We start from the raw sequence: 25,852 nt of genomic DNA on the forward strand, positions 1-25,852 counted from the left end.
CTATTTTATAAGTCAAGCGATTTGACGAAAAAAAGCGAGACCCAGCCACAACAGCAATAACACCACTCCGCTCAGCCCATATATCAGCCATGCCGGCGCCCCCTGCGGCAGGCAACAGGCCAACAAGCGCCGAGGTGGCATGGTCAGCAAGGCAAACAGTCGATAGATCGGATTTTGCTTACGCTGTCGCCCAGTCAGCAGGGCCAGCGCCGCTTGCGCGAGGAATGACCATAGCAACAACTCAACGACAGCCCTTAGCGCGCTCAACCAAAACACGGGCCACCCTCCCCTTACTCGTCGTCGATGCCATACTCACGGTCAAGTTGCGCCATCCGCCGGTTGTAGTACCAGATAATCAGCAGATAGAGAGCCAGCACCCCCTGGGCATCCATATAGAAGCCCAGCGGAAAGCCGAATACGATGACTTGGTTGATTTCCTGCGCAAACCATGCCAAGACAAAGGTGATCAACACCCACAGGGCGAGCAGGCCAAAAGTCAGGCGGCGAGTTTTACGCCAGTAGCCCAGCCTCTCAGACACGCCCATCCTCACTCGCAGATACCCGGCGAATCCGGGCAAGAAAATCCGCAGCCCCAGCATCCGGGCGGGTCAGCAAGCTGACTGCGACAATCGTGGCGAAGCCAGCTACCACACCGAAAACTCCGGCCGAGGTAGACTGAATCTGGAACCATGGCGCCATGTTGAAGCCGGACAAACCCAACCACGGAATGCTGTTGAACTCCAGCCGCAAAATATAGTAAAGGGTCAACGACACCCCGACCAGCATTCCAGCCAAGGCCCCGGCACGAGTTGCCCGTGACCAGAAGATACCCAGCACCAAGGCCGGAAAAAAGGCCGATCCTGCAATCGAGAAAGCCCAGGCCACCATCGAGAGAATGGTGCCCGGCTTTTGCGCCGCTACCGTTGCCGCCAGCACGGCAACCACCAGGAGCAAGGACTTGGAAATGACCAGGCGCAATTGAGTGGAGGCATCCGGCCGCACGATCCGGTAATACACGTCATGCGACAAAGCACCGGTAATCGTCAACAGCAGGCCGTCCGCCGTCGATAACGCAGCGGCCAGCGCACCGGCGGCGACCAAGCCGGAAACGACGTAAGGCATGCCGGCAATCTCCGGGGTTGCCAGGACGACCACGTCGGGATTCAGCGACAACTCGGCAAACTGCAGGATTCCGTCACCGTTGATATCCTCGATGCTGACCAATCCGACCTTGGTCCATGCCGCCACCCATCCGGGCAATTTGGCAATCGGGATTTCGATCAGATGGGTCAACACCTCGTGCTTGGCAAACACGGCATAAGCCGGCGCCGTCATGTACAGCAGCAGGATGAACACCAGCGACCAGAAGACCGACTCGCGCGCCTCGCGCACACTGGGAGTGGTGTAATAACGCATCAGCACATGGGGTAGCGCCGCAGTGCCAATGGTCAGACAGAAGATCAGCGCGATGAAATTGATCCGCTGCCCCATCTGCTGCCGCTCGTCCTCGCCGGGAAAAGCCTCGGCATGGTGTATTGGCACCTGACTGCGATCCACGGCCATAAACATGGCAGCCTCCCACATGCCCCGCGCCTGTTCAGGGTCGTGCGGCAGATCACGCAAGCGCCGTTCGAGCGCAACGATGTCCTTCATCTGCGCATCGCTGCTTTTCAGCGCATTGATCTGTTCCGACAACTGATCGCGCTCATGGTCCAGCGACTGCGGCAGGCGCATGATCTTTTGCGCATATAAATCAGCCCGTTCCCGATACAGGCGGCGCACCTCGACCTCCGCCGGATCATTGAACAGGGCGCGCTCATATTCGCCAACCTGCGCCAGCACCCGACCATAGACCAGTTGCGGCAAGGGATTGCCGGTCACGTTGTAGGAGAGGATGGCGACCGGCGTGACGTAGGCAACGATCAGGATCAGGTACTGGGCAACCTGGGTCCAGGTCACGGCCCGCATGCCACCGAGGAAGGAGCAAACCAGGATTCCGGCAAGACCGACAAAAACACCGATTTCGAATTGCAGGCTGACAAAACGGCTGGTAATCACGCCGACACCGTAAATCTGCGCCACGACATAGACAAACGAAGCGAGAATTGCAGCCACCACCGCGACCAGGCGCACCCCATTGCCGCCATAACGCGCACCGAGAAAATCGGGAATCGTGTATTGGCCAAAACGCCGCAGATAAGGTGCCAGCAACAGGGCAACCAGGACGAAGCCGCCGGTCCAGCCAATCACATAGGCCAATCCCTGAAAGCCGGAGAGATATAGCGTCCCGGCCAGCCCCATGAAGGATGCAGCACTCATCCAGTCGGCACCGGTCGCCATGCCGTTGAAGAAGGCAGGTACCCGACGGCCGGCGACGTAATACTCGGAAACGTCGGAAGTACGGCTGAAGATGCCGATTGCGCCGTACATCGAGATGGTGAAAAAGAGGAAGGCGTAACCGATCCAGCGCGGCGGCATCCCCTGTTGCTCGAGCGCCGCCAATCCGACGATGAACAGCAGAAACCCGCCTGTGTAATACAGGTAGTAACGCTGCAGCCGGGTCAGCGATGCCCACATCCGCGATCTGCCTCCTCGGTCAATGCGTACGGCGCAGGAACGTCGCCGCCTGGGATTCGGCAACCAGTTTGGCCGCCGTATCGACTTCCTTGCCGGTTGCCCGAACCAGCAGCATTTGCAACAGGCGGGCAATCAGCAGGGTATTCTCCATCGGATCGCGACGGCCATCACCTGCATCGAGCGCAAATATTTCCAGCCAGCGGTCAAGCGGCAAGGGTGAATGCGATTTATCGTCAAACATCGACGGCAGTAACCATGCCAGATCAACCCATTGCGACTGGAAATCGACCCCCAGCCGTTCCCGCATGACCCGCTGCAGAAAAGGTTCAACATAAGCGACGTGATAGGTCACCAGCGGCGCTTTGGCAACAAACTGCAAAAATGCCAGCAATTGGCGGTCGACCGTGTCGGCATCGAGTTCACCGGAAAAATCAACGTAGAAGGATTCAGCCGGCCGGATTGCACCACGCCGGACTACGGCGGCGCTGATCGCCAACAATTCATCATTGCTCCCCTGGCGCCCGCCAGTGGCAATATCGACCACCACATAGCGGGTGTGGAAGTGCACCTCGTCCAGCGAGGGGGCCGCAGCCTCGCGCCACAACCCCAGGTCGGCACGGATATCGGCCGCCAGTTGCGCCGCCGGCTGGTCGCGAAAGAGTAGTTTCTTGATCCCGAACATGATGGTCAGTTGATCTGGTAATCGAGTTTGAGACGGGTTTGCAATTTACGAGCCTGCCGGAAGGACTCCTTCAGGATGCGCCGGTCAAGCTCGTTGAGTTTCTCCGGATCGATCAGGTTATGCCCTTGCTCACCCGGCTCGCCTTCCAGATACTGGTGCTGCAAGCGCAGCAACTGGATGAAGTTGAGGGCCTCGACGATTGCGTTGATTTCCTCGTTCTTCATCGAGAGGCGCTGCGCCGACTGCCGCAAACGCTGGCCGGTGTTGCTGTTATGAACTCCGGTCGCCAGCGCGTAAATGCGCGCTACATCGACAAAAATCCGCGATCCGTATTTCTTGAGGTCGATCTTGCCCGGATGATCGGGCTCCAGATCGGTCAGGAAGTCGCGCAGCTTGCCCAGCGGCGGCGCAACATCGAGGGCATTGCGCGCCATCGCCTGCAGGAAGATCGGATTGGCTTCAGCCTGACCGAGCAGGTGGCGGCGCATGTTGTCGGCCAGCTCGCTCTTGCCGAACAAGGGCCGGAAATCGAAAAAGATGGTGGCGTTGAGCAGCGCATCCGGGTGCGGCATGCGAATCCACAGGCTGAACTGCTCCTTCCACTCATCCAGAGACAGACACCACTGCGGATTGCTGGCCATGATGTTGCCCTTGCACAGAGGGAAGCCACAACGGTCGAGATCCTGATTGACATCGCGGGCAAAGGCCAGGAAACGCTGCTTGAGCACCTCCAGGCTTTCGCCTTCCGGCACTGCAAAGACAATCCCGTTATCCTGATCGGTACTGAAGGTCTGCTCGTCACGCCCTTCCGAACCGAAAGCCAGCCAAGCCCAATCGACACCGTCGAACGGATGACGTTCAAGATTGAGTTGCAACACCCGCTTGGTCACTGCATCGTTGAGGGCAGAGATGAACTGGGTCAACTGCTCTGCGCCGACCCCCTGGGCAAGCATATTGAACGCCAACAGACGAACATCGGCGGAGGCTTGCTGCAAGCCTTCGATATCTCTGGCGGCATCGATGGCCTGGCGAATCTGGCGCAAACCGACCCGCTGCAGTGCAAACAGATCGCGCTCCGAAACCACTCCGGTCAGGCACCCCTCGATGTCGGTAACCAACACATGGCGAATGCCGTGCGTCGCCATCGCCAGCATCGCATCGTAAGCCGTCGCATGCTCCTCAAGCATGAATGGAGAAGGCGACATCGCCGCACTGATCGGCGAACTGTGCGGCAGATCGGCGAGCACTACCCGGTCCAGCAGATCGCTACGGGTAAATACCCCGACTGGCTTACGGTCGTCGCCGGCGATCACCAGCGAACCGATACCAGCCTGCGACATGATTTCCATGGCCTGACGCAACGGGGTTTCAGGAGCCACTGACAGCGGCGAACGGGAACCGATTCCGGACAGCGGTGAATTCAGCGTCTGCTGCTCGTTCGCCTTCTGCGCAAACTGCAACTGTAACTGTCGGCGCGACTGATCGAGCAGGCTGGCAATATACTGAGTGCAGAACAGATTGAACTCGGGGCTGCTCGCCATCAGTTCAAGGAAGCGCTCAGCCGGCAAACGATAACAAAAACTATCTTCAGTGGCGGTATAGATATTGGTCGATGGACGCCCGGCAGTCACCGCGCCAATCGGAAAACCCTCGCCAGCGCCAAGATGCAGCTGCGAATACTCGGTCAGGGTAACCTCACCCGCTTGCCGCGCATACACCTTGCCGGACTCGATCAAATAGAAATAGCGGACATTGCCGGCATCCGGCCCGATCACTTCGCTACCTGCCGGATAGAACGCAATCTGCGCATGCTCGGCAAAGAACGCCAAGGCCTCCGGTGCCATCCGGTTAAACGGCGCATGCCGCTTGAGAAATGCGGCGGTATTCCCGGAAACCCGGCGCATGCCATCCTGGCGCAAGCTGTTCTCGATCGCTGACATGCTGTTTTCTTGTTGTGTGCTCACGAACCACTACCCTCCACTAAAAGTACCCTCCCCACCTGCCGCACCGGGCAAACCCGGTCAGTCATGCCGATGAAGGGATGGTCACAAAATTGACTAAAGCCCCTGCTCCGACTCACCAGCCTTTGCGCCTGCCCGCGCGGTGCCGGAAAGCCCTGGCAGTAATGACACGGTCGACCAGCCCGACAGGTAAAAAACCTGGCGCCGGGCGGTCACGGGCCGCTCAGTACTTGACCCGGGCAAAATAGGTCTTCTCCGCTGCTTCCAGCGCCTGCCGCAAGGTCACGATCCCCTGCTCCTCGAGCAGCGGAATCAGCTTGAGGAAAACGGCTCCGGTCGCCAGCGCATCCTCCAGGGCATTGTGCCGGGTGCCGATCGAAATTCCCAGACGCTCAAGAATGGTGTCCAGCTTGTGCGACTCCTGGTTCGGGTGCACCACCGCAGACAGCAACAGGGTATCGAGCACCGGCTGGGTAAAACGGATGCCGGTACGCTCCTCCTTGATCTGCAGGAAACGCATGTCGAATGCAGCGTTATGGGCAATCAGCACGGTTTCCTCGCAGAAAGCATGGAAGGCGGGCAGCACAATGTCGATATTCGGCTTGCCCCGCACCATGTCCTCGGAAATACCGTGAATCGGGATCGACTCAGGCTTGAGCGGCATCTCGGGATCAACCAGCTGGTCGAAAGTTTCCTGACGCAAAAGACGGTTATTGATAATCCGCGCCGCGCCGATCTGGATGATCTCGTCGCCCTTCGATGGCTCAAGACCGGTAGTTTCCGTATCAAAAACGGTATAAGCCAGTTCCGACAGCTTGCGATCAAGGTTGATCGACTTGTCCTCGAAGCGGAAGAGATCGAAATCGTAGTACTCGGGACGTCCGGTCCCGCGACTGCGCTCCTCGACCTCGGGTGCGTTTTCCGGCGTGGCCACCGGCAGCACGAAACGGAAGAAGGCGCGATGCGCGGCCTTCTCGCGTTCGTACCAGATTTCTCCGCCGTGCCGGTCAATCACATCGCGCAGGTTGAGCGGCGAAACCTCACCGGCCACCTGCAAGGGCTCCAGTTCCCAGGTATAAAAAGTTTCCGAGGACATCGCCGGTCCGGCCCAGATCAGATCCAGATAAGCCAGTTTGCCGTTGGCGGTCAGGCGGAAGCGCAACTCCCGCGGGTCGTAATGATCCTCCAGCCGGGAAGCCAGCGATACCAGCGCAAAAACCAGCGAGAAGCTATCGGCCTTGATCCACAAGGTATCGTCGATCTCTTCAGTCTTGCTCGGCAATTTGAGTTTATCGTCGATCCGCTTCTGGGCGGCGGCAATGATGTCGATCCCGAGCACATCTTCGAGCGGCCAACGGGCCTTCATCGAATCGGAGAACTCACCCATGATCTGGTCGATAGTGTGGCTGCGCTTGGCAACCTCGTCGTTGATCACGCCCAGGAAGCGTTCGCGTAGTTCGGCCTCCATGTCCGGGTAGTCAAGCAGATTGGCAACCGCTGCCCGGATATTCGCAATCGACGAGCGACTGCCCTCGGTCAAAGTGTGCAGGACCTGGTCGCGCCGCGCTTCCTGTTCGATGCTGCGAGTGATGTTCTCGACCGTCAGCACGTAGCCGCTCATTGCCGGCTCAGCCTCGCTGCCGCCGGTCAGGACCGGCACCATCTGGACGCGCAGTAACTGACCATTGCGGGCAGTGGTAATGAAATTGGCGATCGCCGCCTTGCCCGCAGCAAACCGTTGGTGGATCACGTCCTGGGCATGCTCGATCTGGCTCTTGTCGAGAATCGAGAAAATCGACCGGCCCAAGCCGATCAGGGCACCACCAGCAACGGTAGTCGGCCCTTGCGCCAAGGCCGTGAACTGCAGGCGGGCGCGGTTGTTGTAGAGCAGAATGCGACCGTCAAGGTTGCACACCACGACTGCCAGCGCCAGTTCGGACATCAGCGCGGCAAGCCGGTTCTTCTCCTCCTCGACCGAAGCCTTGGCCTTGGCCACCTGAGCGTCGACATCGCGCATCAATTCGTCGCGCTGCTGTGCCAGTTCGTTGGCAGCCAGCGCCAGCTGGCTGACCTCCGGGGGGCTGTCGGGTGCAATGGCAACACGGAAATCGCGGTTGGCATTGCGCATCAGGCGTAGCGATTCAGCCATCCGCAACAGTCCCTCGACATAGTGTTTGAACAGCCGGTGCAAAACCAGCACACCGAAGGCAAAGCCGGTCAGGGTCATCATCGTGCCGACCGGCAGACGCGACAACAACAACTCGGTCAGCATCTGCCGTTCGGCTTCCCTCATATCGAGCCAGACCAGCAGCGAGGTTACGGTGAATGGACCGGTCATCAACAGACCGAGAACGACAACTGCAAGAATGAAGCGATGTTTAGCCTGCATCGAAATCTTCCGGCAAGAGAATCGGGCGGACCGGCACCGTTGCCAGCCCCTTGTTTACCCCGCAAACGGGGTGACCGTAGTCATGCAACTCAGGCCGCGAGCATTTCCTTAACTTTGGCGACCAGGTCCTTGGTTGAAAACGGCTTGGTCACATAAGCATTGGCACCGAGCGCCAGCCCCTTGGCAACCTCGGTTTCGCGCCCCTTGGCAGTCAGCATCACAATCCGCAGCCCGGACTTTTCCGGATCGGCACGCAAGGCCTCACATACTTCGAAGCCGGATTTCTTCGGCATCATCACGTCCAGCAGGACCAGGTCCGGAGCAAAGCTCGCGGCCTTGCTCAAAGCCTCCTCGCCATCGCCGGCCACGGCCACCTCGAAACCCTCCTTTTTCATCAGGAATTCGAGGGAAATGACAATGTTCGGCTCATCGTCAACGATCAGGATTTTTTTACTCATGCGGTATGTCTCCCTTTATACGTCCGGTGCCGGCAAGGGCACCGTGAAAATGAAACAGGCTCCCGTTCCGGGCCTGCTTTCCACCCAAAGCTTACCACCAAAGTGCTCGACAATCTGCCGGCTGATCGGAAGTCCGAGCCCTGTCCCCTGCGGCTTTGCGGTCATCGTATCGCCCCCCTGGCGAAACTTTTCGAAAATGACATTGCATTCATCGGCTGTCAAGCCGGGACCATTATCCAAAACCTCGACCCTGACCTCGTAATCGTTGCTGGCCAGCCGCACCCGCACCTCGCCCTGGGTCGGTGGCGCAAACTTGACAGCGTTCGACAGCAGATTGACCAGCACCTGCATCAAGCGGTCATGATCGGCAATCACCACCGGACCGCGCGGCGGCAACTCGCCACCGAGGCGAACCGCCTTTTCGTCAAACAAGGCCTGTAGCGAGGCCATTGCAGCCCGCACGATCTCGCCGACATCGACCGGCTCGCTGGCCCATTCGGCACGCCCGGATTCGAGCTTGGCCAGGTCGAGAATCTGATTGATCAGTCGTGTCAAACGCTCGCTCTCGGTGACGATGATGCCGAGAAAGCGCCGCCGCTGCTCCAGATCAATCCGTGGATCATCGTGCAGCATTTCCGACAGCGCACGAATCGAGGTCAGCGGAGTGCGCAACTCGTGGGTGACGGTGGAGACAAAATCATCCTTCATCCGGTCGAGTTCGCGCAGCCGCTGGTTGGCCGCCCGCAATTCGGCAGTGGCCTGCTCAAGCGCCTGCTGCTTGGTTTCGAGTTCGCGGCTGTAGGCCCGGATCTGATTGGCCTCCTCGAGAATGTCGAGCACCTCCTCCAGCCCTGGCTCCTCGGCATCGACCAGCGACGCAATCATCACCCGGGCACTCGCCGAGCCAATCGCTCCGGCCAGTTCGCGTTCGACAAATGCCACCAGGGCTGCATCGGCAGACGGCAAGACGGAATCCGAACACCCCCTGGACAAGGCATATTGGCTCAGCCGCTGCCTGGCCCGGTCCCGCCCGAGGAAACGCTCCAGCAAGGCCAGCAACGGCTCGGCAGCCACCTTGCCCCGCCATAGTCCGGTTGCAACCAGCGCTTGCGAGGCCTGCTCGACATCGACAAAACGCTCGGCCTGCGCAGCCTCCAACGCATCCCGGCGCCCGAACAGCGAGACCGTCAGATACAGCCCCAGATTGAACAGCAGGCTCCACCATAGCGCGTGAGTGATCTCATCCAGCCCGCTCAAGCCGAACAAGGCCTGCGGCCGCAACCAGCCGATACCCCACGGCCCGGCCACGACAAACCCCGTGTCGATCCAGCCAGACCGGGCAAATGAGGGCAGCAACAGGGTATACAGCCAGAGTGCAAAACCGGCGAGCAACCCGGCCAGCGCCCCTTGGCGGGTTCCCTGCTTCCAGTACATGCCGCCAAACAGGGCTGGCGCAAACTGGGCTACCGCCGCGAAGGAAATCAAGCCGATCCCGACCAGGGCATAAGCCTCACCGGCCAAACGGAAGTAAAGGTAGCCAAGGAACAGGACCAAGGCAATCGCAGCACGCCGGACGCCAAGCAGCCAGCTGGCAGTAAGCATCTGGTTTTTGCCCCGCAACCGGGTTGACCGTAGCAAACCCGGCATCACCAGGTCATTGCAGATCATCGTCGACAGCGCGATGGTTTCGACGATCACCATCCCGGTGGCAGCCGACAGGCCGCCGATGAAAACCAGAATGGCCAAAGCCTCCGCCCCTTGCGATAGCGGCAAACTCAGCACAAAAGTATCCGGATTGCCCTGGCCGCCAAAATGCAGCATTCCCCCCAGAGCCAATGGCAGGACAAACACATTGATCAGCAACAGATAGAGCGGAAACAGCCACAGCGCCCGCCGCAAATGTCCTTCGTCAACATTTTCGACCACCAGCACCTGGAATTGCCGCGGCAACAAGATGATCGCAAATCCGGAAAGCAGGATCAGCGCCAGCCAGTTCCCCGCCTTTGCCGGATCGGGACGCAGCAATTGCTGCAACTGGGAATCGGCGGCAGCTCGCCGGAACAAGTCGACAAAGCCATCGAACATCCCCCACGTCACAAACGCCCCTACTGCGACAAAAGCCAGAAGCTTGACCAGGGATTCGAAGGCAATCGCCGCAACCATACCCTCATGGCGCTCAGTCGCGTCAAGATGCCGGGTCCCGAACAGGATGGTAAATATGGCCAGCAAGGCCGCGATCAGCAAGGTCGGATCGAACAGCCCACCCGATCCCTGTGCGAGAGAAGGGAAAAAAACCTCCAATGCTGCCGCTACAGCTTTCAATTGCAGCGCAATGTAAGGAACAATCCCGAGTACAGCAATAACCGTCACCAGCCCTGCCAGCAAATGGCTTTTACCGTAGCGCGAGGCAATGAAGTCGGCAATCGAGGTAATCCGCTGCTGCTTGCAGATGCGCAGCATCTTGAGCACCACCCCGCCGGCCAACAGCATCAGCGTCGGCCCCAGATAGATGGTGAGAAAGGACAAGCCACCGGAACTTGCACGGCCGACACTGCCAAAAAACGTCCAGGAAGTGCAATACACCGCCAGCGACAGCGCATACACTGACGGCCCGAGCAGACTGCGTCCGGCATCAGCGCGGGCGTCGCCGATCCGCGCGATGATGAAAAGAATGGCCAGGTAAACACAGACCAGCAGAGCGAGCAACCAGCCGGAAATCATCCGCGCCCTCGACGGCCGCTCAATGCAGCCAGAGCAATCACACCGGCCCAGACCGCAAACAGGTAGAACCAGCCCGCCCCCGCCGACTCGGCAACCGGCGGCAGTACCGACAACATCGGGAAATTGAGCAAAACACCGGCAAACATGGCGAGTACCGCCAATCGCTGGGCCGCCCGCGCCCCTTCCTTGCGTCGCATCGAAATCACCTCCGGATCGATGGTAACAAGCACTACCCTAAAGGGAAACGGCCGGCACGCCAAGCGTGCCGGCCGTTGGTTTGGCATACAGTCTGATGCGACCGTACGGGAGGCCGTCTTGTGGACGGCCATTGTCTCCTCCTTGCCTTTTGTCTTTTTTCCACCTGACGTGACAAGGGTCCGTCAGGCAGTGTAATCCTCAGCCCGGCAGTTCGCTGCCAGGCCTCCCGCAGTCATCATGCAACTTTCGGGAAGCCGGAATTGGCCTTGCCGCCAATTCCGGAAACCACATCGACTCCGGAACGTACCGGCGTCGCGGACATCGCCTCACGGCGAAGCCCGGTACCCCGACTTAACCCTTCAACTGCTCCAGGATCGCCGGGTTTTCCAGCGTGGAGGTGTCCTGGGTGAGTTCTTCGCCCTTGGCCAGGCCACGCAGCAGACGACGCATGATCTTGCCGGAGCGGGTCTTCGGCAGGTTGTCGCCGAAGCGGATGTCCTTCGGCTTGGCAATCGGACCGATTTCCTTGCCCACCCAATCCTGCAGTTCCTTGACCAGCTTCTTGGCGGCCTCCGGATCGGTCGGACGAGCGCCCTTCAGCACCACGAAGGCCACGATGGCTTCACCGGTCAGATCATCCGGACGACCAACGACGGCGGCCTCGGCAACCAGCGGGTTGGCAACCAGCGCCGATTCAATTTCCATGGTACCCATGCGGTGGCCAGAAACGTTCAGCACATCGTCGATACGGCCGGTGATGGTGAAGTAGCCGGTTTCGGCATCGCGGATCGCGCCGTCGCCCGCCAGGTACAGTTTGCCCTGGAAGTCAGCCGGGAAGTAGGACTTGACGAAGCGCTCGTTGTCACCCCAGATGGTACGGATCATCGACGGCCACGGCTTCTTGCAGACCAAGATACCGCCCTGGCCCCACGGCAACTCGGCGCCGGTCTCGTCGACCACGGCAAACTGGATGCCCGGGAACGGCAGGGTGCAGGAGCCCGGCACCAGCGGCGTAGCGCCCGGCAACGGGGTGATCATGTGACCACCGGTCTCGGTCTGCCAGAAGGTATCGACGATCGGGCAGCGGGAACCGCCAACGTTCTCGTAGTACCAGGTCCAGGCGGCCGGGTTGATCGGCTCGCCGACCGAACCCAGGATGCGCAGCGAAGACAGGTTGTAGCTCTTCGGATGCACGGCGGCATTGGCTTCGGAAGCCTTGATCAGCGAACGGATCGCGGTCGGCGCAGTGTAGAAGATGGTGGCCTTGTGATCCTGGATCATCTTCCAGAAGCGACCGGCATCCGGGAAGGTCGGCACGCCTTCGAAGACGATTTCGGTGGCGCCGCAGGCCAGCGGACCGTAGGTGATGTAGGTGTGGCCAGTGACCCAGCCGATGTCGGCGGTACACCAGAAAGTATCGCTATCCTTGATGTCGAAGGTGTACTTCATGGTCAGGATGGCATGGAGCAGGTAACCGCCAGTGGAGTGCTGAACGCCCTTCGGCTTGCCGGTGGAGCCGGAGGTGTAGAGCAGGAACAGCGGGTGTTCGGCTTCAACCCATTCCGGTTCGCAGGTTTCCGGCTGGTTGGCCAGTTCTTCGTGCAACCAGGTATCGCGACCGGCGACCATGTTCACTTCAGCGCCGGTGCGCTTGAAGACGATCACGTTCTTGGCGGTATCGCAACCACCCATGGCAAATGCTTCGTCGGCGATCGGCTTGAGCGGAATCGACTTGCCGCCGCGGAACTGGCCGTCGGAGGTGATCAGCATCACGGCGCCGGCATCGTTGATGCGGTCGCGCAGCGACTGGGCGGAGAAGCCACCGAAGACGACCGAGTGGATGGCGCCAACACGGGCGCAGGCCTGCATCGCGACGATGCCTTCGATGGTCATCGGCATGTAGATGACAACGCGGTCGCCCTTCTTGACGCCCTTGCTCTTCAGCAGGTTGGCCATCTTGCAGACCTTGGCCAGCAATTCCTTGTAGGTGACCTTGGTCACCTGGCCATCGTCGGCTTCAAAAACGATCGCGACTTTGTCGCCCTTGCCAGCCTCGACATTACGATCCAGGCAGTTATAGGAAACGTTCAGCTTGCCGTCGGCAAACCACTTGTAAAACGGGGCGTTGGACTCATCCAGCACCTGGGTAAACGGCTCTTTCCAGGTGATCAGGTCACGGGCACGCTTGGCCCAGAAACCTTCGTAATCGGCCTCGGCTTCCGCGCACAGCGCCTGGTAGGCGTCCATCCCGGAAACCGCCGCATTCTTGACGATTTCTTCGGACGGGTAGTACTTTTGCACGGACTCATTCGACATATTTTTCTCCTCTGCGGTACTTCGCAATTTATGTTGAAACAACCGATTGCACCCTGGTTAATCCAAGGGCGGGATTAGCCGCACAAGCCGGAGACCAACTGACTCCCCTCGCCAGCGTTGAGACGGCATTAAACGTCGATATTCTTACAAACGGCTTACGAAATCACGCTGCAACGCAACATAGCAGCATAGACAGGGGGGCTTGCCGAGGCGTGATAAAATCTCCGTCCCGCAAACTTCGACCGGAAACCTTGCAGACGATGAGCGCCCCGATCAAGCAACTCGAATCCTTCATTTTTGCCAGCCGCTGGATCCAGGCCCCGTTGTATGTCGGGCTGATCATTGCCCAACTGGTGTATTGCTGGCTGTTCATGGTCGAACTCAGCCATCTCGTAACCGGCGCCTTCGGCCCGCACAAGCTGACCGAAGCCGACGTGATGCTGCTGGTTCTGGGTCTGATCGACGTGGTAATGATCGCCAACCTGCTGGTGATGGTGATCGTCGGTGGCTACGAAACCTTTGTCTCCCGACTCGACCTCGACGGCCACCCCGACCAGCCCGAATGGCTGTCGCACGTCAATGCCGGCGTACTCAAGATCAAACTATCGACTGCCATCATCGGCATTTCGTCGATCCACCTGCTGAAGAGCTTCATCAATGCTGCCAACCTGTCCGAGCACACGCTCATGTGGCAGGTTGTCATCCATGTGGTCTTCCTTTTCTCGGCCCTCGCCATGGCGCTGGTCGACAAGATGATGACCCAGACCCTCGTCTTGCAACACAAGAGCCACTAAAACGGAGTCCCGCATGACCGCCATCAAACAGGAAGACCTGATCCAGTCCGTCGCCGACGCCTTCCAGTACATCAGCTACTACCACCCGCTCGACTACATCAAGGCACTGGGAGAAGCTTATGAACGCGAGGAGAATCCCGCAGCCAAGGATGCCATTGCCCAGATCCTGACCAACTCGCGGATGGCGGCCGAAGGTCACCGCCCGATCTGCCAGGACACCGGTATCGGCATGGTCTTCATCAAGGTCGGCATGCAGGTCAGCTGGCCGGATGCCACCATGAGCGTGCAGGAAATGATCAATGAAGGCGTCCGTCGCGCCTACGCCAACCCGCTCAATCCGCTGCGTGCCTCGGTATTGGCCGACCCGGCCGGCAGCCGCAAGAACACCAAGGACAACACTCCGGCCGTGGTGCACTTCGAGATCGTCGAAGGCCATCACGTCGAAGTCATCTGCGCGGCCAAGGGCGGCGGCTCGGAAGCCAAGTCCAAGTTCGCCATGCTCAACCCGTCCGACGACTTGGTCGACTGGGTGCTGAAGAAGATTCCGGAAATGGGTGCCGGCTGGTGCCCACCGGGGATCATCGGTATCGGCATCGGCGGCACGCCGGAAAAGGCCATGCTGCTGGCCAAGGAATCAATCATGGCGCCGGTCGACATCCACGAACTGAAGGCCAAGGCCGCTTCCGGAGCCAAGCTGACACGGGCCGAAGAACTGCGGCTTGAGCTGATGGAAAAGATCAACGCCCTCGGCGTTGGCGCCCAGGGCCTGGGCGGTCTGACCACCGTACTCGACGTCAAGGTGCTGGATTACCCGTGCCATGCCGCCAACCTGCCGGTCGCCCTGGTGCCCAACTGCGCCGCGACCCGCCACTGCCACTTCCATCTCGATGGCTCCGGCCCGGCCAAGCTCGAACCGCCGAAGCTGGAAGACTGGCCCGCCGTGACCTGGACCCCGGACGTCAAGTCGGCCACCCGCGTCAATCTCGACACCCTGACCAAGGAAGAAGTCGCTTCCTGGAAGGTTGGTCAGAAGCTGCTCCTGAACGGCAAGATGCTGACCGGTCGCGATGCTGCTCACAAGCGCATCTGCGACATGCTGGCCAAGGGCGAGAAGCTGCCGGTGGATTTCACCAACCGCGTCATCTACTACGTTGGCCCGGTCGATCCGGTGCGTGACGAAGTCGTCGGCCCGGCCGGCCCGACCACTGCCACCCGCATGGACAAGTTCACCCGCACCATGCTCGAACAGACCGGCCTGATCTCGATGATCGGCAAGTCCGAGCGCGGCCCGGTCGCCATCGAAGCCATCAAGGACAACCAGTCCGCCTACCTGATGGCCGTCGGTGGTGCCGCCTACCTCGTTGCCAAGGCGATCAAATCGGCCAAGGTCGTCGGTTTCGAAGATCTCGGCATGGAAGCCATCTACGAATTCGACGTGCAGGACATGCCGGTCACCGTTGCCGTCGATTCGACCGGTAGCAACGTCCATGAAAGTGGCCCGAAGGAATGGCAGGTCAAGATCGGCAAGATCCCGGTCAAGGCCTGAGTTCAGCGCTGGCAGAACAGAGAAAACCCGGCCTCGGCCGGGTTTTTTTTCACCTGCCGTAAACCCGAAGTTTTGTCCGCAGCCGCTTGGCGGTATGCTGAGCGGCAAATCATGCCCTCCCTCAACCTTCCCCCTTCCCTGCAACGCGCCCTGCATCGCTTCGAGCGGAACATCTGGTTTTCTGCCGCGCTGCTGCTCATGCTCGTCTGCCTGGCAACCTGGGTGACAGCCAGGAATTTCATTGACCAGCGCGAGTACGAGGTCGAACGCAGCGCGACCGACCTCGCCGATGCGTTACGCCTGCAAACCGAGCAGACTCTGGCAGTGGTCGATACCACCCTCAAAGTTCTCACCCGCAGCCTGCAAAACCGGCTGCACGACCCGGCCCAGGTGCGACAGATCCTGCGCCAGGGCAATCCCGACCTGCCCGGATTCATGAGCCTGCTGGTCCTTGATGCCGACGGTCGCAGCGTGGCTTCCAGCCTGCCCGATTTCGTGCCGGGAGACAGCTTTGCCGACCGCGATTACTTTCGTGTGCATGCACAGCAGGACAGCAGCCCGCTGTATGTTGGCGGCCCATTGCGCAGCCGTAGCCACAACAAGCTGTTTTTTCCGCTCAGCCATCGCCTTGAGGACAAACAAGGTCGCTTCATCGGGGTGTTGATGGCATCGATGGAAGTCCCCTATTTAGCCCGGATTTTCGATCGTTTCCGCCAGGGCGAGCACGGTGCAATTGCCCTTGCTCATATTCCATCGCGCCAGATTGTCGTCCGCAGCCCCGATCACGAAAGGCACTTTGCCCAGGATGTCTCGCGCAGCCCGCTGTTCTCGGGCCTGCTCGCTGAGGAAAAGGGGATTTACGAAGTCGACACCGCGACCGACGGAATCGTCCGCAAAATTGCCTATCACCAGTTGCACACGGCGCCCATGGTCATGCTTGTCGGCTATGCCCGGGCCGATCTAGAAGCCGAATACCGCCCGGTCCTGCTGCAGTATGCGCTAGCCGCCCTGCTCTTTTCGCTGCTGATCCTGGGCCTCGCCTGGCAGCTGATTCGCGGCCAGCGCCGGCGACTGCACGCAGAACAGCAGCGCGCCGCCAGCCAGGAACGTTTGCAACTGGCTGCCGACGCAGCCGGAATCGGCGTCTGGGAACACAATCTAGATACCGGCGAGCTGCTTTGGGATGAACGGATGTACCAGATTTACGCCGGCGATCCGGATAGCGACCCGCGCGCCCTGTTCCGTGCGCGGATCGCCCCGGAAGATCAGCAGTACATCCACGACATGCTGCGCAAACTGATCAGTAGCGGCGAAGCCCAGGAGGTGGACTTTCGCATCATCCTGCCCGACGGCGGCGTGCGCCACGTCCACTCGCTAGCCCGCCTCCGCCGCGATCCAACTCGGCAATTGCTGCGCATCGTCGGAGTCAACCTCGATGTCAGCGACAGCAGACTGGCACAAGCCGAGCTCGAGCAACACCGCCGTCACCTTGAAACCCTGGTCACCGAACGCACCGCCGAATTGTCGCTGGCCAAGGAGGCGGCCGAAGCCGCCAACGTCGCCAAAAGCAGCTTCATCGCCAACATGTCGCACGAACTGCGCACTCCGCTGCACGCGATCACCGGCATGTCCGAACTGATCCGGCGCAGCGGCCTCAACGACAAACAACAAGGCCGTCTCGACAAGCTCGACAGCGCCGCCGAACACCTGCTGGAAGTTATCAACAGCATCCTCGAACTGGCCAAGATCGAAGCCGGCAAACTCGAACTGGTTTACAGCCGGATCGGCCTGACCGGCCTGCTCACCGAAACCCTCGACATGCTGCAGGCCAAAGCCGGCGCCAAAGGGCTCACGCTGCGAGCCGCCCCGCTGCCACCCTGTGCCCCACTGCTCGGCGATGCCACCTGCTTGCGCCAGGCCCTGCTCAACTACCTGGCAAATGCCATCAAATTCACAGAACGCGGACAGATCGAAGTCGCCGTCAGCATCGAAAACGAAGACGAAAATAGTTGCCTGTTGCGTTTTTCAGTCCGCGACACCGGGATCGGGGTTGATCACGAAACCCTGACCCGGCTGTTCACTGCCTTCGAGCAGGCCGACAACTCCAGTTCGCGTAAATACGGCGGCACCGGCCTCGGTCTCGCCATTACCGCCCGCCTCGCCCAATTGATGGAAGGCCGCGCCGGGGCCGAAAGCCAGCCGGGGCAAGGCAGTTGCTTCTGGTTCACTGCCCGCCTGCGCAAAGCCGCCAACGCCAGCGGCTAAGATCAAGCGTCGGAACAAAAGCGGGCATTTCTACGGTCGACCGTAGAAATGCCCGCTTTCACTTTCCAAAGTCATAACCAGGACCACCTTTCCCGGCGATAATCACGGGCTCGCGTTCTTTACCCCTAGCCGCCCAGCCATGTTCCGCCGCCTGCGTACCCTGATCCTGCTCGTCATCCTCGCCAGCGTTGCCCTCGCCGCCTGGCGCGCCAACCATCGCTTGAGCGAATGGCGACACACCGTCCATGTTGCGCTCTACCCGCTGGCCGCCGACGACTCCTCGATCACCCGCGCCTACCTGGCGCAACTGCGCAGCGAAGACTTCGCCGAAATCGGCGACTGGCTGCAGCAGGAAACCCAGCGCTACGGCAAGGATGTGCTGCAGCCGGTCATGCTGCAACTGGCACCGCCCCTCGACGCGCAGCCGCCGCTGCCGCCCAACCACGGCAGCGCGCTGGAAATCATGCTGTGGAGCCTGAAATTCCGCTGGTGGGCCAGCCAGCACGACGCCATCGCCGGCCCCAAGCCACAGGTCCGTCTCTTCGTCCTCTTCCACGATCCGGCGCTGACCCCGCGACCGCCGCACTCCACCGGCCTCGACAAAGGCCAGATCGGGATCGTCCACGCCTTTGCCGACCGCCGCCAGCGCCGGCAGAACAATTTCGTAATCGCCCACGAAATGCTCCACACCTTCGGCGCCAGCGACAAATACGACCTCGCCAGCCGCCAGCCGATCTGGCCGCAAGGCTACGCCGAACCCGACAAGGAACCGCGCCACCCGCAAACCTGGAGCGAAATCATGGGCGGCCGCATCCCGCAGGCCCCCGATCAATCGGTTCATCCGGCCGGACTGGTCGATGCGCTGATCGGCCGGGAGACAGCACGCGAGATCGGGTTGTCGCGGAGGAAGTAAAGACTGCTATGCAGTGATTGGGGAGAGGCGGCTGTCGGCCAGTTTCGGACAGTCGCCATCCACAAAGCATGGCGTCATGATGTCTGCCTTAGACCCAACAGCGAGCATTGAAGAAACGAGTGGCATGTGCGAATTGTGCGGACAAAGGACTAACGGAGCATTTATGAACCTCGCGGCCACTCCGATAACAGTGAAATGTCATTTTGAGTTTGAAGGGTGATTTCAGTGGAATTCCTTGTTGGTGGACTTGCACTTGCCGCTAATGGCATTTTATTTTTTATGTCGAGCTACGCCTTTGAGCACGGTACTTTGCCGACATGGGATGAGGCGAACAAGCCAGAAAATCAGAGCTTGTACCGGCAAGCACTTCTCGTTTCCTTATTCGGTCTATTTATCGCATTGATTGGGGTAATAGGGTTTGCGGGTGGTGGATTTTCTCGGGGCATGGGAGCAAAAGAAAGTTTGCTCTGCGCGACGGTTCTGTTCTATCTCAACTGCCAAGCGAGGCTGGTCCTATATGGAGTGAGACATAAGCCAGGGCTGAACAAAGGCGAAAATCTCCACTCCACCCTCAAAAAGGCTCTTTCTGTTGGCTTGTTTCCTACTGGTAGCGGCTTCCTTTCCGGTCTAGTCGCTGCTAGTCAAATCGCAGCTGTTTTGCTGCCGCTCTACTGGTTAGTATTTGTCCGCTGAGAAAATCGCTCCGTTGCGACAAGGCGCCCCGCCCTTCACATACAAAGTTCCTGACTGCCCACTTTTCAACAGGGCCACTTCCGCATTGGGCAAGAACCGGACATGGGTCTACCGGATGTCATCAGGCCGCTTTGAGTCGATAGCTTTCCCACGGTCAACTTCGAATTTAGCCAAAAACCCCGGTCGACCGTGACAATCCCCTACTTCGACAACCCGCGCATCGCCCGCTCCAGCCCGTCCAGGGTCAGCGGGTACATGCGGTTGTTGCAGAGCTGGCGGAGCATGCGGATCGACTGCGTCCATTCCCACTGCCCTTCCGGCAGCGGATTAAGCCAGGCGGCGTGCGGCCAGGTGGTGAGCAGGCGTTGCAGCCAGACGGCGCCGGGTTCTTCGTTCCAGTGTTCGACACTGCCGCCGGGGTGGCTGATTTCGTAGGGGCTCATGCTGGCGTCGCCGACGAAGACCAGCTTGTAGTCCGGGCCGTAGGTGTGGAGTACATCCCAGGTCGACAGCTTTTGGTCGTGGCGGCGGCGGTTGTCCTTCCACACGCCTTCATAAACGCAGTTGTGAAAGTAGAAGTGCTCCAGGTGCTTGAACTCGGCGCGGGCTGCGGAAAACAGCTCTTCGCAGACCTGGATGTGGTCGTCCATCGAGCCACCGATGTCGAGGAAGAGCAGCACCTTGACCGCGTTGTGGCGCTCCGGGCGCAGGTGCAGGTCGAGCATGCCGCCGTTGCGGGCGGTACCGGCGATGGTGCCGTCGAGGTCGAGTTCGGTCGCCGCACCCTGGCGGGCGAAGCGGCGTAAGCGGCGCAGCGCGACCTTGATGTTGCGCACACCGAGCTCGACGCTGTCGTCCAGGTTGCGGAATTCGCGCTGTTCCCAGACCTTGACCGCCGTGCGGTTGCCGGCCGATTCGCCGCCGATGCGCACGCCTTCCGGGTGATAACCGCCGTGGCCGAAGGGCGAGGTACCGCCGGTGCCGATCCATTTGCTGCCGCCGGCGTGGCGCTCTTTCTGCTCTTCCAGCCGCTGTTTCAAGGTTTCGAAGAGTTTTTCGTAGCCCAGCTTCTGCAGCTTGAGCCGGTCTTCCTCAGTCAAATGACGCTTGGCGGCCAGCCGCAGCCACTCTTCCGGCACCAACACGTCCATACCCGGCAAGGCTTCGATGCCTTGAAAGTATTCGCCAAAGGCGCGGTCGAAGCGGTCGTAAAGCGCCTCGTCCTTGATCAGCAGCGCGCGGGCGATCAGGTAAAAATCGTCGAGACTGCCGCTGACCAGCCGTGCTTCCAGTGCTTCGAGCAGGGCCAGCAGTTCCTTGGTCGACACCGGCAGTTGCCGCGCCCGCAGGTGCAGCAAGAAGTCGATCAACACGGGATCAACCTTTGCGACGGGCCATGAACGCCAGGCGTTCGAAGAGGTGGATGTCCTGCTCGTTCTTGAGCAAGGCGCCGTGCAGCGGCGGAATGGCGTCCTTGCTGTCCTTGGCGCGCAGCACTTCCGGCGGAATGTCTTCGGCCAGCAGCAGCTTGAGCCAGTCGATCAGTTCGCTGGTCGAGGGCTTTTTCTTCAGCCCCGGCACCTCGCGCAGGTCGAAGAAAACTTCGAGCGCTTCCTTGAGCAGTTCGTGCTTGAGCGCCGGGAAATGCACATCGACGATGCGCTGCATGGTCGCCTTGTCCGGGAACTTGATGTAGTGGAAGAAGCAGCGGCGCAAAAAGGCGTCGGGCAACTCCTTCTCGTTGTTCGAGGTGATGATGATCAGCGGGCGATGCTTGGCCTTGAGCGTCTTTTGCAGCTCGTAGCAGTGGAATTCCATGCGGTCGAGTTCGCGCAGCAGGTCGTTGGGGAATTCGATGTCGGCCTTGTCGATCTCGTCGATCAGCACCACCGACGGCACGTCGCACTCGAAGGCCTGCCACAGCACGCCGGGGACGATGTAGTTGGCGATATCGTGCACGCGCGGGTCGCCCAGCTGCGAATCGCGCAAGCGCGACACGGCATCGTATTCGTAAAGGCCCTGCTGCGCCTTGGTGGTGGATTTCACGTGCCACTGGAAAAGCGGCATGTTGAGTGCCCGCGCCACTTCCTCGGCAAGCAGGGTTTTGCCGGTGCCCGGCTCGCCCTTGATCAGCAGCGGCCGTTGCAGGGCGATGGCGGCATTGACGGCGAGCGTCAGGTCGCGGGTGGCGACATAGGTGTTGGTACCTTCGAATTTCATGGCGGTTCTCGTGGGGATTGTTTTTGGAATTTGGAAAAAACGGCGGTCGACCGTGGAAAGCGGCATTTTACTGTTGCCGCCAGTTGCAGCGCGGCAAGGCTTGAGAAATTGCTTGACAAAACGGGCCCGGCAAAAAATTTACGCACAAGCGCCCCCCCCTCACCGGCACCTTGCGCAAATTTCGGGAAAAACTCCCTGCAAACCCCCAAAAAACCCACAAATCCATTAATAATCAAGCAACTAACAATATTGCTCAAGTTTTTTGCAAGGTAGAAAAAAGCCTTTCGCGAGCGACACTTAGCTGCACCGTCCACGACTCGCCCACAGACTTATCCACAGCTTTTGTGGATAGCCGAAAACGGCTCAAAAAGAGTGATTTTTGCCGGTCGACCGTGACCAAGCCAACACCGCCCGGCTAAATTGCCGTGCGCCCGAGCGGACGACCGTCTGCCAGCGGCGTAGGCCGACCATCGGAGGTAAATACCACTTCACTCTCGACCGGAGGCCGACGGGCAGAAAACAGATGGCTGTATTTTGCAACCACGGCGGCCGCCTCACCCGGGTTACGCGCGGCCGCATATTCCTGATTAAAGGGTATCAACTGGTTCAACTGGGCAAGGTGCGAGGCCAATGCGTTAAGCGTACTCAGTTCACGGGCCATTGCCGGGTCTTTCTGCAAGGCAGTCTGCAAGGCTTGAGCATGCGGATAGTCGGCCGGTAACTGCACTTTCCCATCGGCATCGTAACGGAGCGAGGCCGGCGCCTCGGGAATGCCCCTCGCTGCCAGAAAGCGCGGAAAAGCTTCGGCCAGGTGCCGGCTCAAGGCAGTGACATTGGCCTCGGTAGGCAACATGAGCGGCGGCAGGGAATCGCGCAAGGTGACCGCATCGTTGGCCTGCCCTTGGCCGGAAAAATACTGCCCGATGTCAATTTCGCGCCGCCCACGGTTGGTATCGAACTCAGCCCGGGCAGAGGAAGGCGCGCTACCGGTAGATGTTTCTTGCGCCAGGCGGGCGGCGGCAGAAATCTTGACCCAAGGATCATCCTCGACGACGGCAGAATTTGCCGCCGGCTGCGGCGACTGGCCGTCGGACAAAGGGGCCGACCACGCGGAATAGGCCAAACCAACCTGGCGGGAATGAATAAACATGGGCAGAAGAAAGCGAACCGGCGCCAGCGGCGCGTTGAATTCAACAATGGCACCAGCACTATCAAGATGCATGCCAAGACGCAGTTGCACTTCGCCGGTCGCGAGCCTGCGGATCGAGAAGAAAATGGTCCGCGGGAAAAACCATCGGAGTTTAAAAACCAACCCCCCAGCTATTGACAAGCATTCTCATTTGCCTAAAATGAGAACGGTTATCAAACACATTTCAAAAGGGCTTTCCATGTACGTCTGCCTCTGCCACGGAGTCACTGATCGCGACATTCGCGCAGCTGCCGCCAATGGCGCGCGGACGCTCAAGGATTTACGCCGTGACCTCGGCGTCACCAGCGAATGCGGCCGCTGCGCCTGTTGTGCCCGCGACTGTCTGAAAGAAGCCCAGGCGGCGCTCGGCAACTGCAATTCGGCCTGCGCCACACGCTGCGGTAACGCTCCGCTACCGCTGCTGCAAGCAGCCTGACCGAACTACGACTTACCCCTCCGCCGGCAACCTCCCCCCCTCCCCCCCGCCGGCGGCTCGATCCCGTGACCTCGGTCACGGGATTTTTTTATCCGTGAGCCATCGGCCTGGCCACCATCCGCCTTCTCGCGAACAGACGCGGGGTCTCAGGCTTCCTGGCCGACCCGGCCAGCCGCATCGACCACCTTGCCAAAGCTTGAGACACCACCACTCTTGACGAACATGCAGGGTTTGCCGCTGCGCTTGCACAGGTCCTTGACCCGCCAGTAGGCGTTGTGGCTGATGCAGCCGGCCTGACAGATGACGATGTCGGCAGCTGCCAGAGCACTATCGATGCGATGCAGGCTTTCTTCGAGGCCACCGTCGTGATGCATGAAGCGCCCCCCGGACTGTTCAACGACTTCACGATAGGAATGTACGGCCCCCGAACGACCGCCGACACATAACACGCACTTGCCCCCCAGATCGGCGGGCGGTAGAGCAGGCACCGGCATTTCCTCGTGGCGGCTGAGGGCAGCCAGGCTCTCCTCGGCAAAACTGGCGTAGTCGCGCAAGCGGGCCAGTTCGGCGGCCTGTTCGTCATTCCGAGCACGTAGTTGCGCCAGTTGTTCGCGGGCGAAGTCGAGTTGCTGGGCCAATTCCCGACGTTCCTTCAAGTCCGGCAATTCGGCATGCAGTGCCGCGAGTTCGCGTTGCAGGCCCAGCCCCCAGGATTCACGGGCGGCGGCCTCGGCTTGAACTTCCCCGAGTTGCTGGCGCAAGCCCTGCTGCTGCATGGCCTGCTCCTGACGCAACTGCTCAGCAGCCACCTGCAATTGCTGCAACTGCCGCCGCAATTCGGCATGCTCCCCCTGCAAGGCCTGCATGGCCCGCAAATCGGCGCGTGTGCCGCTACCCAGCTGGTGCTGCAACATATGAATATCGCCATAGACCTCCTGCTCCAGCCGGGCATCACAGGCCGGATGCGTCCACAACGCCCACAAGACGGCGGGAACCTGGCTCCCATCAGACAGGGAGCGTTGCCAGGCGGTCTGCAACTCGTGATTGGTTTTGAGTGCGGCAAATTGCTTCAGCGTCAGCTGGTAGCGTTTTTCCAGCGTCTTGTGCAGTAATTCGGCCAGACGAGTGCGCTCCTCACAGGCACCAACGGCCGTGGTGTGCAGCGTGAAATCCGAGGTGTCGCGCGGGAAATGCATGACCTTGGCCATCAGCGAACGCAATTCGTCGCAACCAAAGCAAACGCCGATCACCGGACAATGGAATTTGTGTGGAATTTCCCATAGCTTGCGCCGCCGCGAACCGCTGGCGCGCAGCAGCGGTGGCGGCGCCAGCGGTGCTTCATCCATCTCTGCCCCCAGCCCGGCAACGAAGGTTTTGCGGCTGCCGCCAAGAATTCCACCGGCGACGTGAAAAGGAAAACCAGGTTCGTTTTTTTTGCTGAGCGGCATCAACTTATCCTTTTTGTCCGAAATTCACGGTCGACCGTAAAAACGACGATTTTCCCGGTGTCGGGCAGCCCGCAGCGAACACTGGTAGCAAGCGGCTTTCAAGGCGCCGGCTGGCGCGCTCGCATAATTCGCGGGTGGCACGGTCGAGATCTGCGTCCTCGCACAGGCAATCGAGTAGCCGGATTGCGTGGCGCGCCGAATGTGGGCACCCGGTTTCGTCATGAATCAGCAGCTGGCTCAATACGCCAGCCCATAGCGGCGGTGTCGGCATCGGACGTTCCTCCTCGGGACAGTGATCGCTCAAAGATGCGCCAGTGCCCACCACAGCAGGCTGGCGGCCAGGGTGACATGTAGAGTCAGGCTGCGCATGACGCACTCCCGGGCTCAGGTACGGGTGGCGTAGTACTCAACCACGCGCTGCAGGTCGAGCGGGAACGGGGCAGCAGTCTCGCCATCCGGCAAATGCACCAGCCGGGCCAGGCCGCTCTGGGCATCGACAGCAATCCATTCAGGCCGCTGCAGCGCAGGATCAGCCAGCGCCGCCTTGACAACGTCGAGGCGAGCAGCGGTTTCCGAGGGACCAAAAGCATCGCCGATCCGGATGCGGATCGATGGAATGGTGACTCGCCGGCCATTGAGCAGGATATGCCCGTGACTGACCAGTTGGCGGGCGGCGGGAATGGTGGTGGCAAAACCGGCACGGAAGACCAGGTTATCAAGGCGACGCTCCAGCAGTTCGACGATCTTGCCTCCGGTCGTTCCGCCGCGCTGGCGCTTGGCATCGAGCACGACGCGGCGCAGCTGGCGCTCGGAAACGCCGTAGTTGTAGCGCAGCTTCTGTTTTTCCAGCAGTTGCAGGCCGAACTCGGACTTGCGCCCGGCCAGCTTGCGGGCACCGTGCTGCCCCGGCGGCTGCGGCCGCTCCTGCATGCTCTTGCGGGCCAGGCCGGGTAGATCGACACCCAGCGCACGCATGACCTTGAGACGGGGACCGGTATAACGCGACATGAAATGACTCCTGAAACAGTTTTTAAAGGCTAGGAAAA

At 60.2% G+C, this 25,852-nt stretch carries 21 protein-coding genes; 6 read left to right on the forward strand and 15 right to left on the reverse strand.

Going from position 1 to position 25,852, the window contains the following annotated elements:
- Positions 1 to 290 precede the first annotated feature (290 nt).
- The 9 genes from VX159_RS09555 to acs form a co-directional block, all read right to left on the reverse strand.
- On the reverse strand, positions 291 to 539 hold the full coding sequence (locus VX159_RS09555; protein WP_371322657.1) for a DUF4212 domain-containing protein: 249 nt from the start codon (positions 537 to 539) through the stop codon (positions 291 to 293).
- A complete protein-coding gene (locus tag VX159_RS09560; protein WP_371322658.1) occupies positions 532 to 2,577 on the reverse strand; it encodes a sodium:solute symporter family protein in 2,046 nt (681 codons plus the stop codon). Before VX159_RS09560 ends, VX159_RS09555 begins: the two co-directional genes overlap by 8 nt.
- 19 nt (positions 2,578 to 2,596) lie before the next feature.
- A complete protein-coding gene (locus VX159_RS09565) occupies positions 2,597 to 3,259 on the reverse strand; it encodes a hypothetical protein (protein WP_371322659.1) in 663 nt (220 codons plus the stop codon).
- A 5-nt stretch (positions 3,260 to 3,264) separates the two neighbouring features.
- Positions 3,265 to 5,199, reverse strand: coding sequence for a DUF294 nucleotidyltransferase-like domain-containing protein (locus tag VX159_RS09570; protein ID WP_371322660.1), 1,935 nt, complete (start codon positions 5,197 to 5,199; stop codon positions 3,265 to 3,267).
- Between the two features lie 244 nt (positions 5,200 to 5,443).
- The gene (locus tag VX159_RS09575) at positions 5,444 to 7,609 is read right to left on the reverse strand and encodes an exonuclease domain-containing protein (RefSeq protein ID WP_371322661.1); all 2,166 of its coding nucleotides are present in this window, start codon (positions 7,607 to 7,609) and stop codon (positions 5,444 to 5,446) included.
- A gap of 89 nt (positions 7,610 to 7,698) precedes the next feature.
- A complete protein-coding gene (locus VX159_RS09580; RefSeq protein WP_371322662.1) occupies positions 7,699 to 8,067 on the reverse strand; it encodes a response regulator transcription factor in 369 nt (122 codons plus the stop codon).
- Between the two features lie 15 nt (positions 8,068 to 8,082).
- Entirely contained in the window at positions 8,083 to 10,788 is a 2,706-nt protein-coding gene (locus VX159_RS09585) for an ATP-binding protein (protein WP_371322663.1), read from the reverse strand.
- Positions 10,785 to 10,985: a hypothetical protein gene (locus VX159_RS09590; protein WP_371322664.1), complete on the reverse strand. Its 201-nt coding sequence runs from the start codon at positions 10,983 to 10,985 to the stop codon at positions 10,785 to 10,787. Before VX159_RS09590 ends, VX159_RS09585 begins: the two co-directional genes overlap by 4 nt.
- 352 nt (positions 10,986 to 11,337) lie before the next feature.
- The gene (gene acs / locus VX159_RS09595; protein ID WP_371322665.1) at positions 11,338 to 13,302 is read right to left on the reverse strand and encodes an acetate--CoA ligase; all 1,965 of its coding nucleotides are present in this window, start codon (positions 13,300 to 13,302) and stop codon (positions 11,338 to 11,340) included.
- A 260-nt stretch (positions 13,303 to 13,562) separates the two neighbouring features.
- Here acs and VX159_RS09600 point away from each other — a divergent pair, with 260 nt between their 5' ends.
- The 5 genes from VX159_RS09600 (at position 13,563) to VX159_RS09620 (ending at position 19,513) form a co-directional block, all read left to right on the forward strand.
- Positions 13,563 to 14,096: a TIGR00645 family protein gene (locus VX159_RS09600; protein ID WP_371322666.1), complete on the forward strand. Its 534-nt coding sequence runs from the start codon at positions 13,563 to 13,565 to the stop codon at positions 14,094 to 14,096.
- A gap of 13 nt (positions 14,097 to 14,109) precedes the next feature.
- Positions 14,110 to 15,642: a fumarate hydratase gene (locus VX159_RS09605; protein ID WP_371322667.1), complete on the forward strand. Its 1,533-nt coding sequence runs from the start codon at positions 14,110 to 14,112 to the stop codon at positions 15,640 to 15,642.
- A gap of 111 nt (positions 15,643 to 15,753) precedes the next feature.
- Complete coding sequence (locus tag VX159_RS09610; protein WP_371322668.1) at positions 15,754 to 17,907, forward strand: ATP-binding protein; 2,154 nt, start codon at positions 15,754 to 15,756, stop codon at positions 17,905 to 17,907.
- Between the two features lie 139 nt (positions 17,908 to 18,046).
- Positions 18,047 to 18,820, forward strand: coding sequence for a hypothetical protein (locus VX159_RS09615; protein WP_371322669.1), 774 nt, complete (start codon positions 18,047 to 18,049; stop codon positions 18,818 to 18,820).
- 225 nt (positions 18,821 to 19,045) lie between these two features.
- Entirely contained in the window at positions 19,046 to 19,513 is a 468-nt protein-coding gene (locus VX159_RS09620) for a hypothetical protein (protein WP_371322670.1), read from the forward strand.
- Positions 19,514 to 19,713: 200 nt separating this feature from the next.
- On the opposite strand, the gene VX159_RS09625 is transcribed toward VX159_RS09620, so the two are convergent.
- The 4 genes from VX159_RS09625 to VX159_RS09640 form a co-directional block, all read right to left on the reverse strand.
- The gene (locus tag VX159_RS09625) at positions 19,714 to 20,886 is read right to left on the reverse strand and encodes a VWA domain-containing protein (protein ID WP_371322671.1); all 1,173 of its coding nucleotides are present in this window, start codon (positions 20,884 to 20,886) and stop codon (positions 19,714 to 19,716) included.
- 4 nt (positions 20,887 to 20,890) lie between these two features.
- Entirely contained in the window at positions 20,891 to 21,733 is an 843-nt protein-coding gene (locus VX159_RS09630; protein ID WP_371322672.1) for an AAA family ATPase, read from the reverse strand.
- The gene (locus VX159_RS09635; protein ID WP_371322673.1) at positions 21,730 to 21,990 is read right to left on the reverse strand and encodes a hypothetical protein; all 261 of its coding nucleotides are present in this window, start codon (positions 21,988 to 21,990) and stop codon (positions 21,730 to 21,732) included. The genes VX159_RS09630 and VX159_RS09635 overlap by 4 nt, the downstream gene beginning before the upstream one ends.
- Positions 21,991 to 22,148: 158 nt before the next feature.
- Positions 22,149 to 22,973: a hypothetical protein gene (locus tag VX159_RS09640; RefSeq protein ID WP_371322674.1), complete on the reverse strand. Its 825-nt coding sequence runs from the start codon at positions 22,971 to 22,973 to the stop codon at positions 22,149 to 22,151.
- 148 nt (positions 22,974 to 23,121) lie between these two features.
- Between VX159_RS09640 and VX159_RS09645 the strand changes: the two genes are divergently transcribed.
- Positions 23,122 to 23,358 (forward strand): (2Fe-2S)-binding protein, encoded by a 237-nt coding sequence (locus VX159_RS09645; RefSeq protein WP_371322675.1) that lies wholly within the window; start codon positions 23,122 to 23,124, stop codon positions 23,356 to 23,358.
- Positions 23,359 to 23,504: 146 nt separating this feature from the next.
- On the opposite strand, the gene VX159_RS09650 is transcribed toward VX159_RS09645, so the two are convergent.
- Both VX159_RS09650 and rpsD read right to left on the reverse strand, forming a co-directional pair.
- Positions 23,505 to 24,806, reverse strand: a complete 1,302-nt coding sequence (locus VX159_RS09650; RefSeq protein WP_371322676.1) for a DUF2325 domain-containing protein — start codon at positions 24,804 to 24,806, stop codon at positions 23,505 to 23,507.
- A 384-nt stretch (positions 24,807 to 25,190) separates the two neighbouring features.
- Complete coding sequence (gene rpsD / locus VX159_RS09655) at positions 25,191 to 25,814, reverse strand: 30S ribosomal protein S4 (protein WP_371322677.1); 624 nt, start codon at positions 25,812 to 25,814, stop codon at positions 25,191 to 25,193.
- Positions 25,815 to 25,852: the final 38 nt, after the last annotated feature.

The sequence above is a fragment of the Dechloromonas sp. ZY10 genome (genome assembly GCF_041378895.1).
GTDB lineage: Bacteria > Pseudomonadota > Gammaproteobacteria > Burkholderiales > Rhodocyclaceae > Azonexus > Azonexus aquae.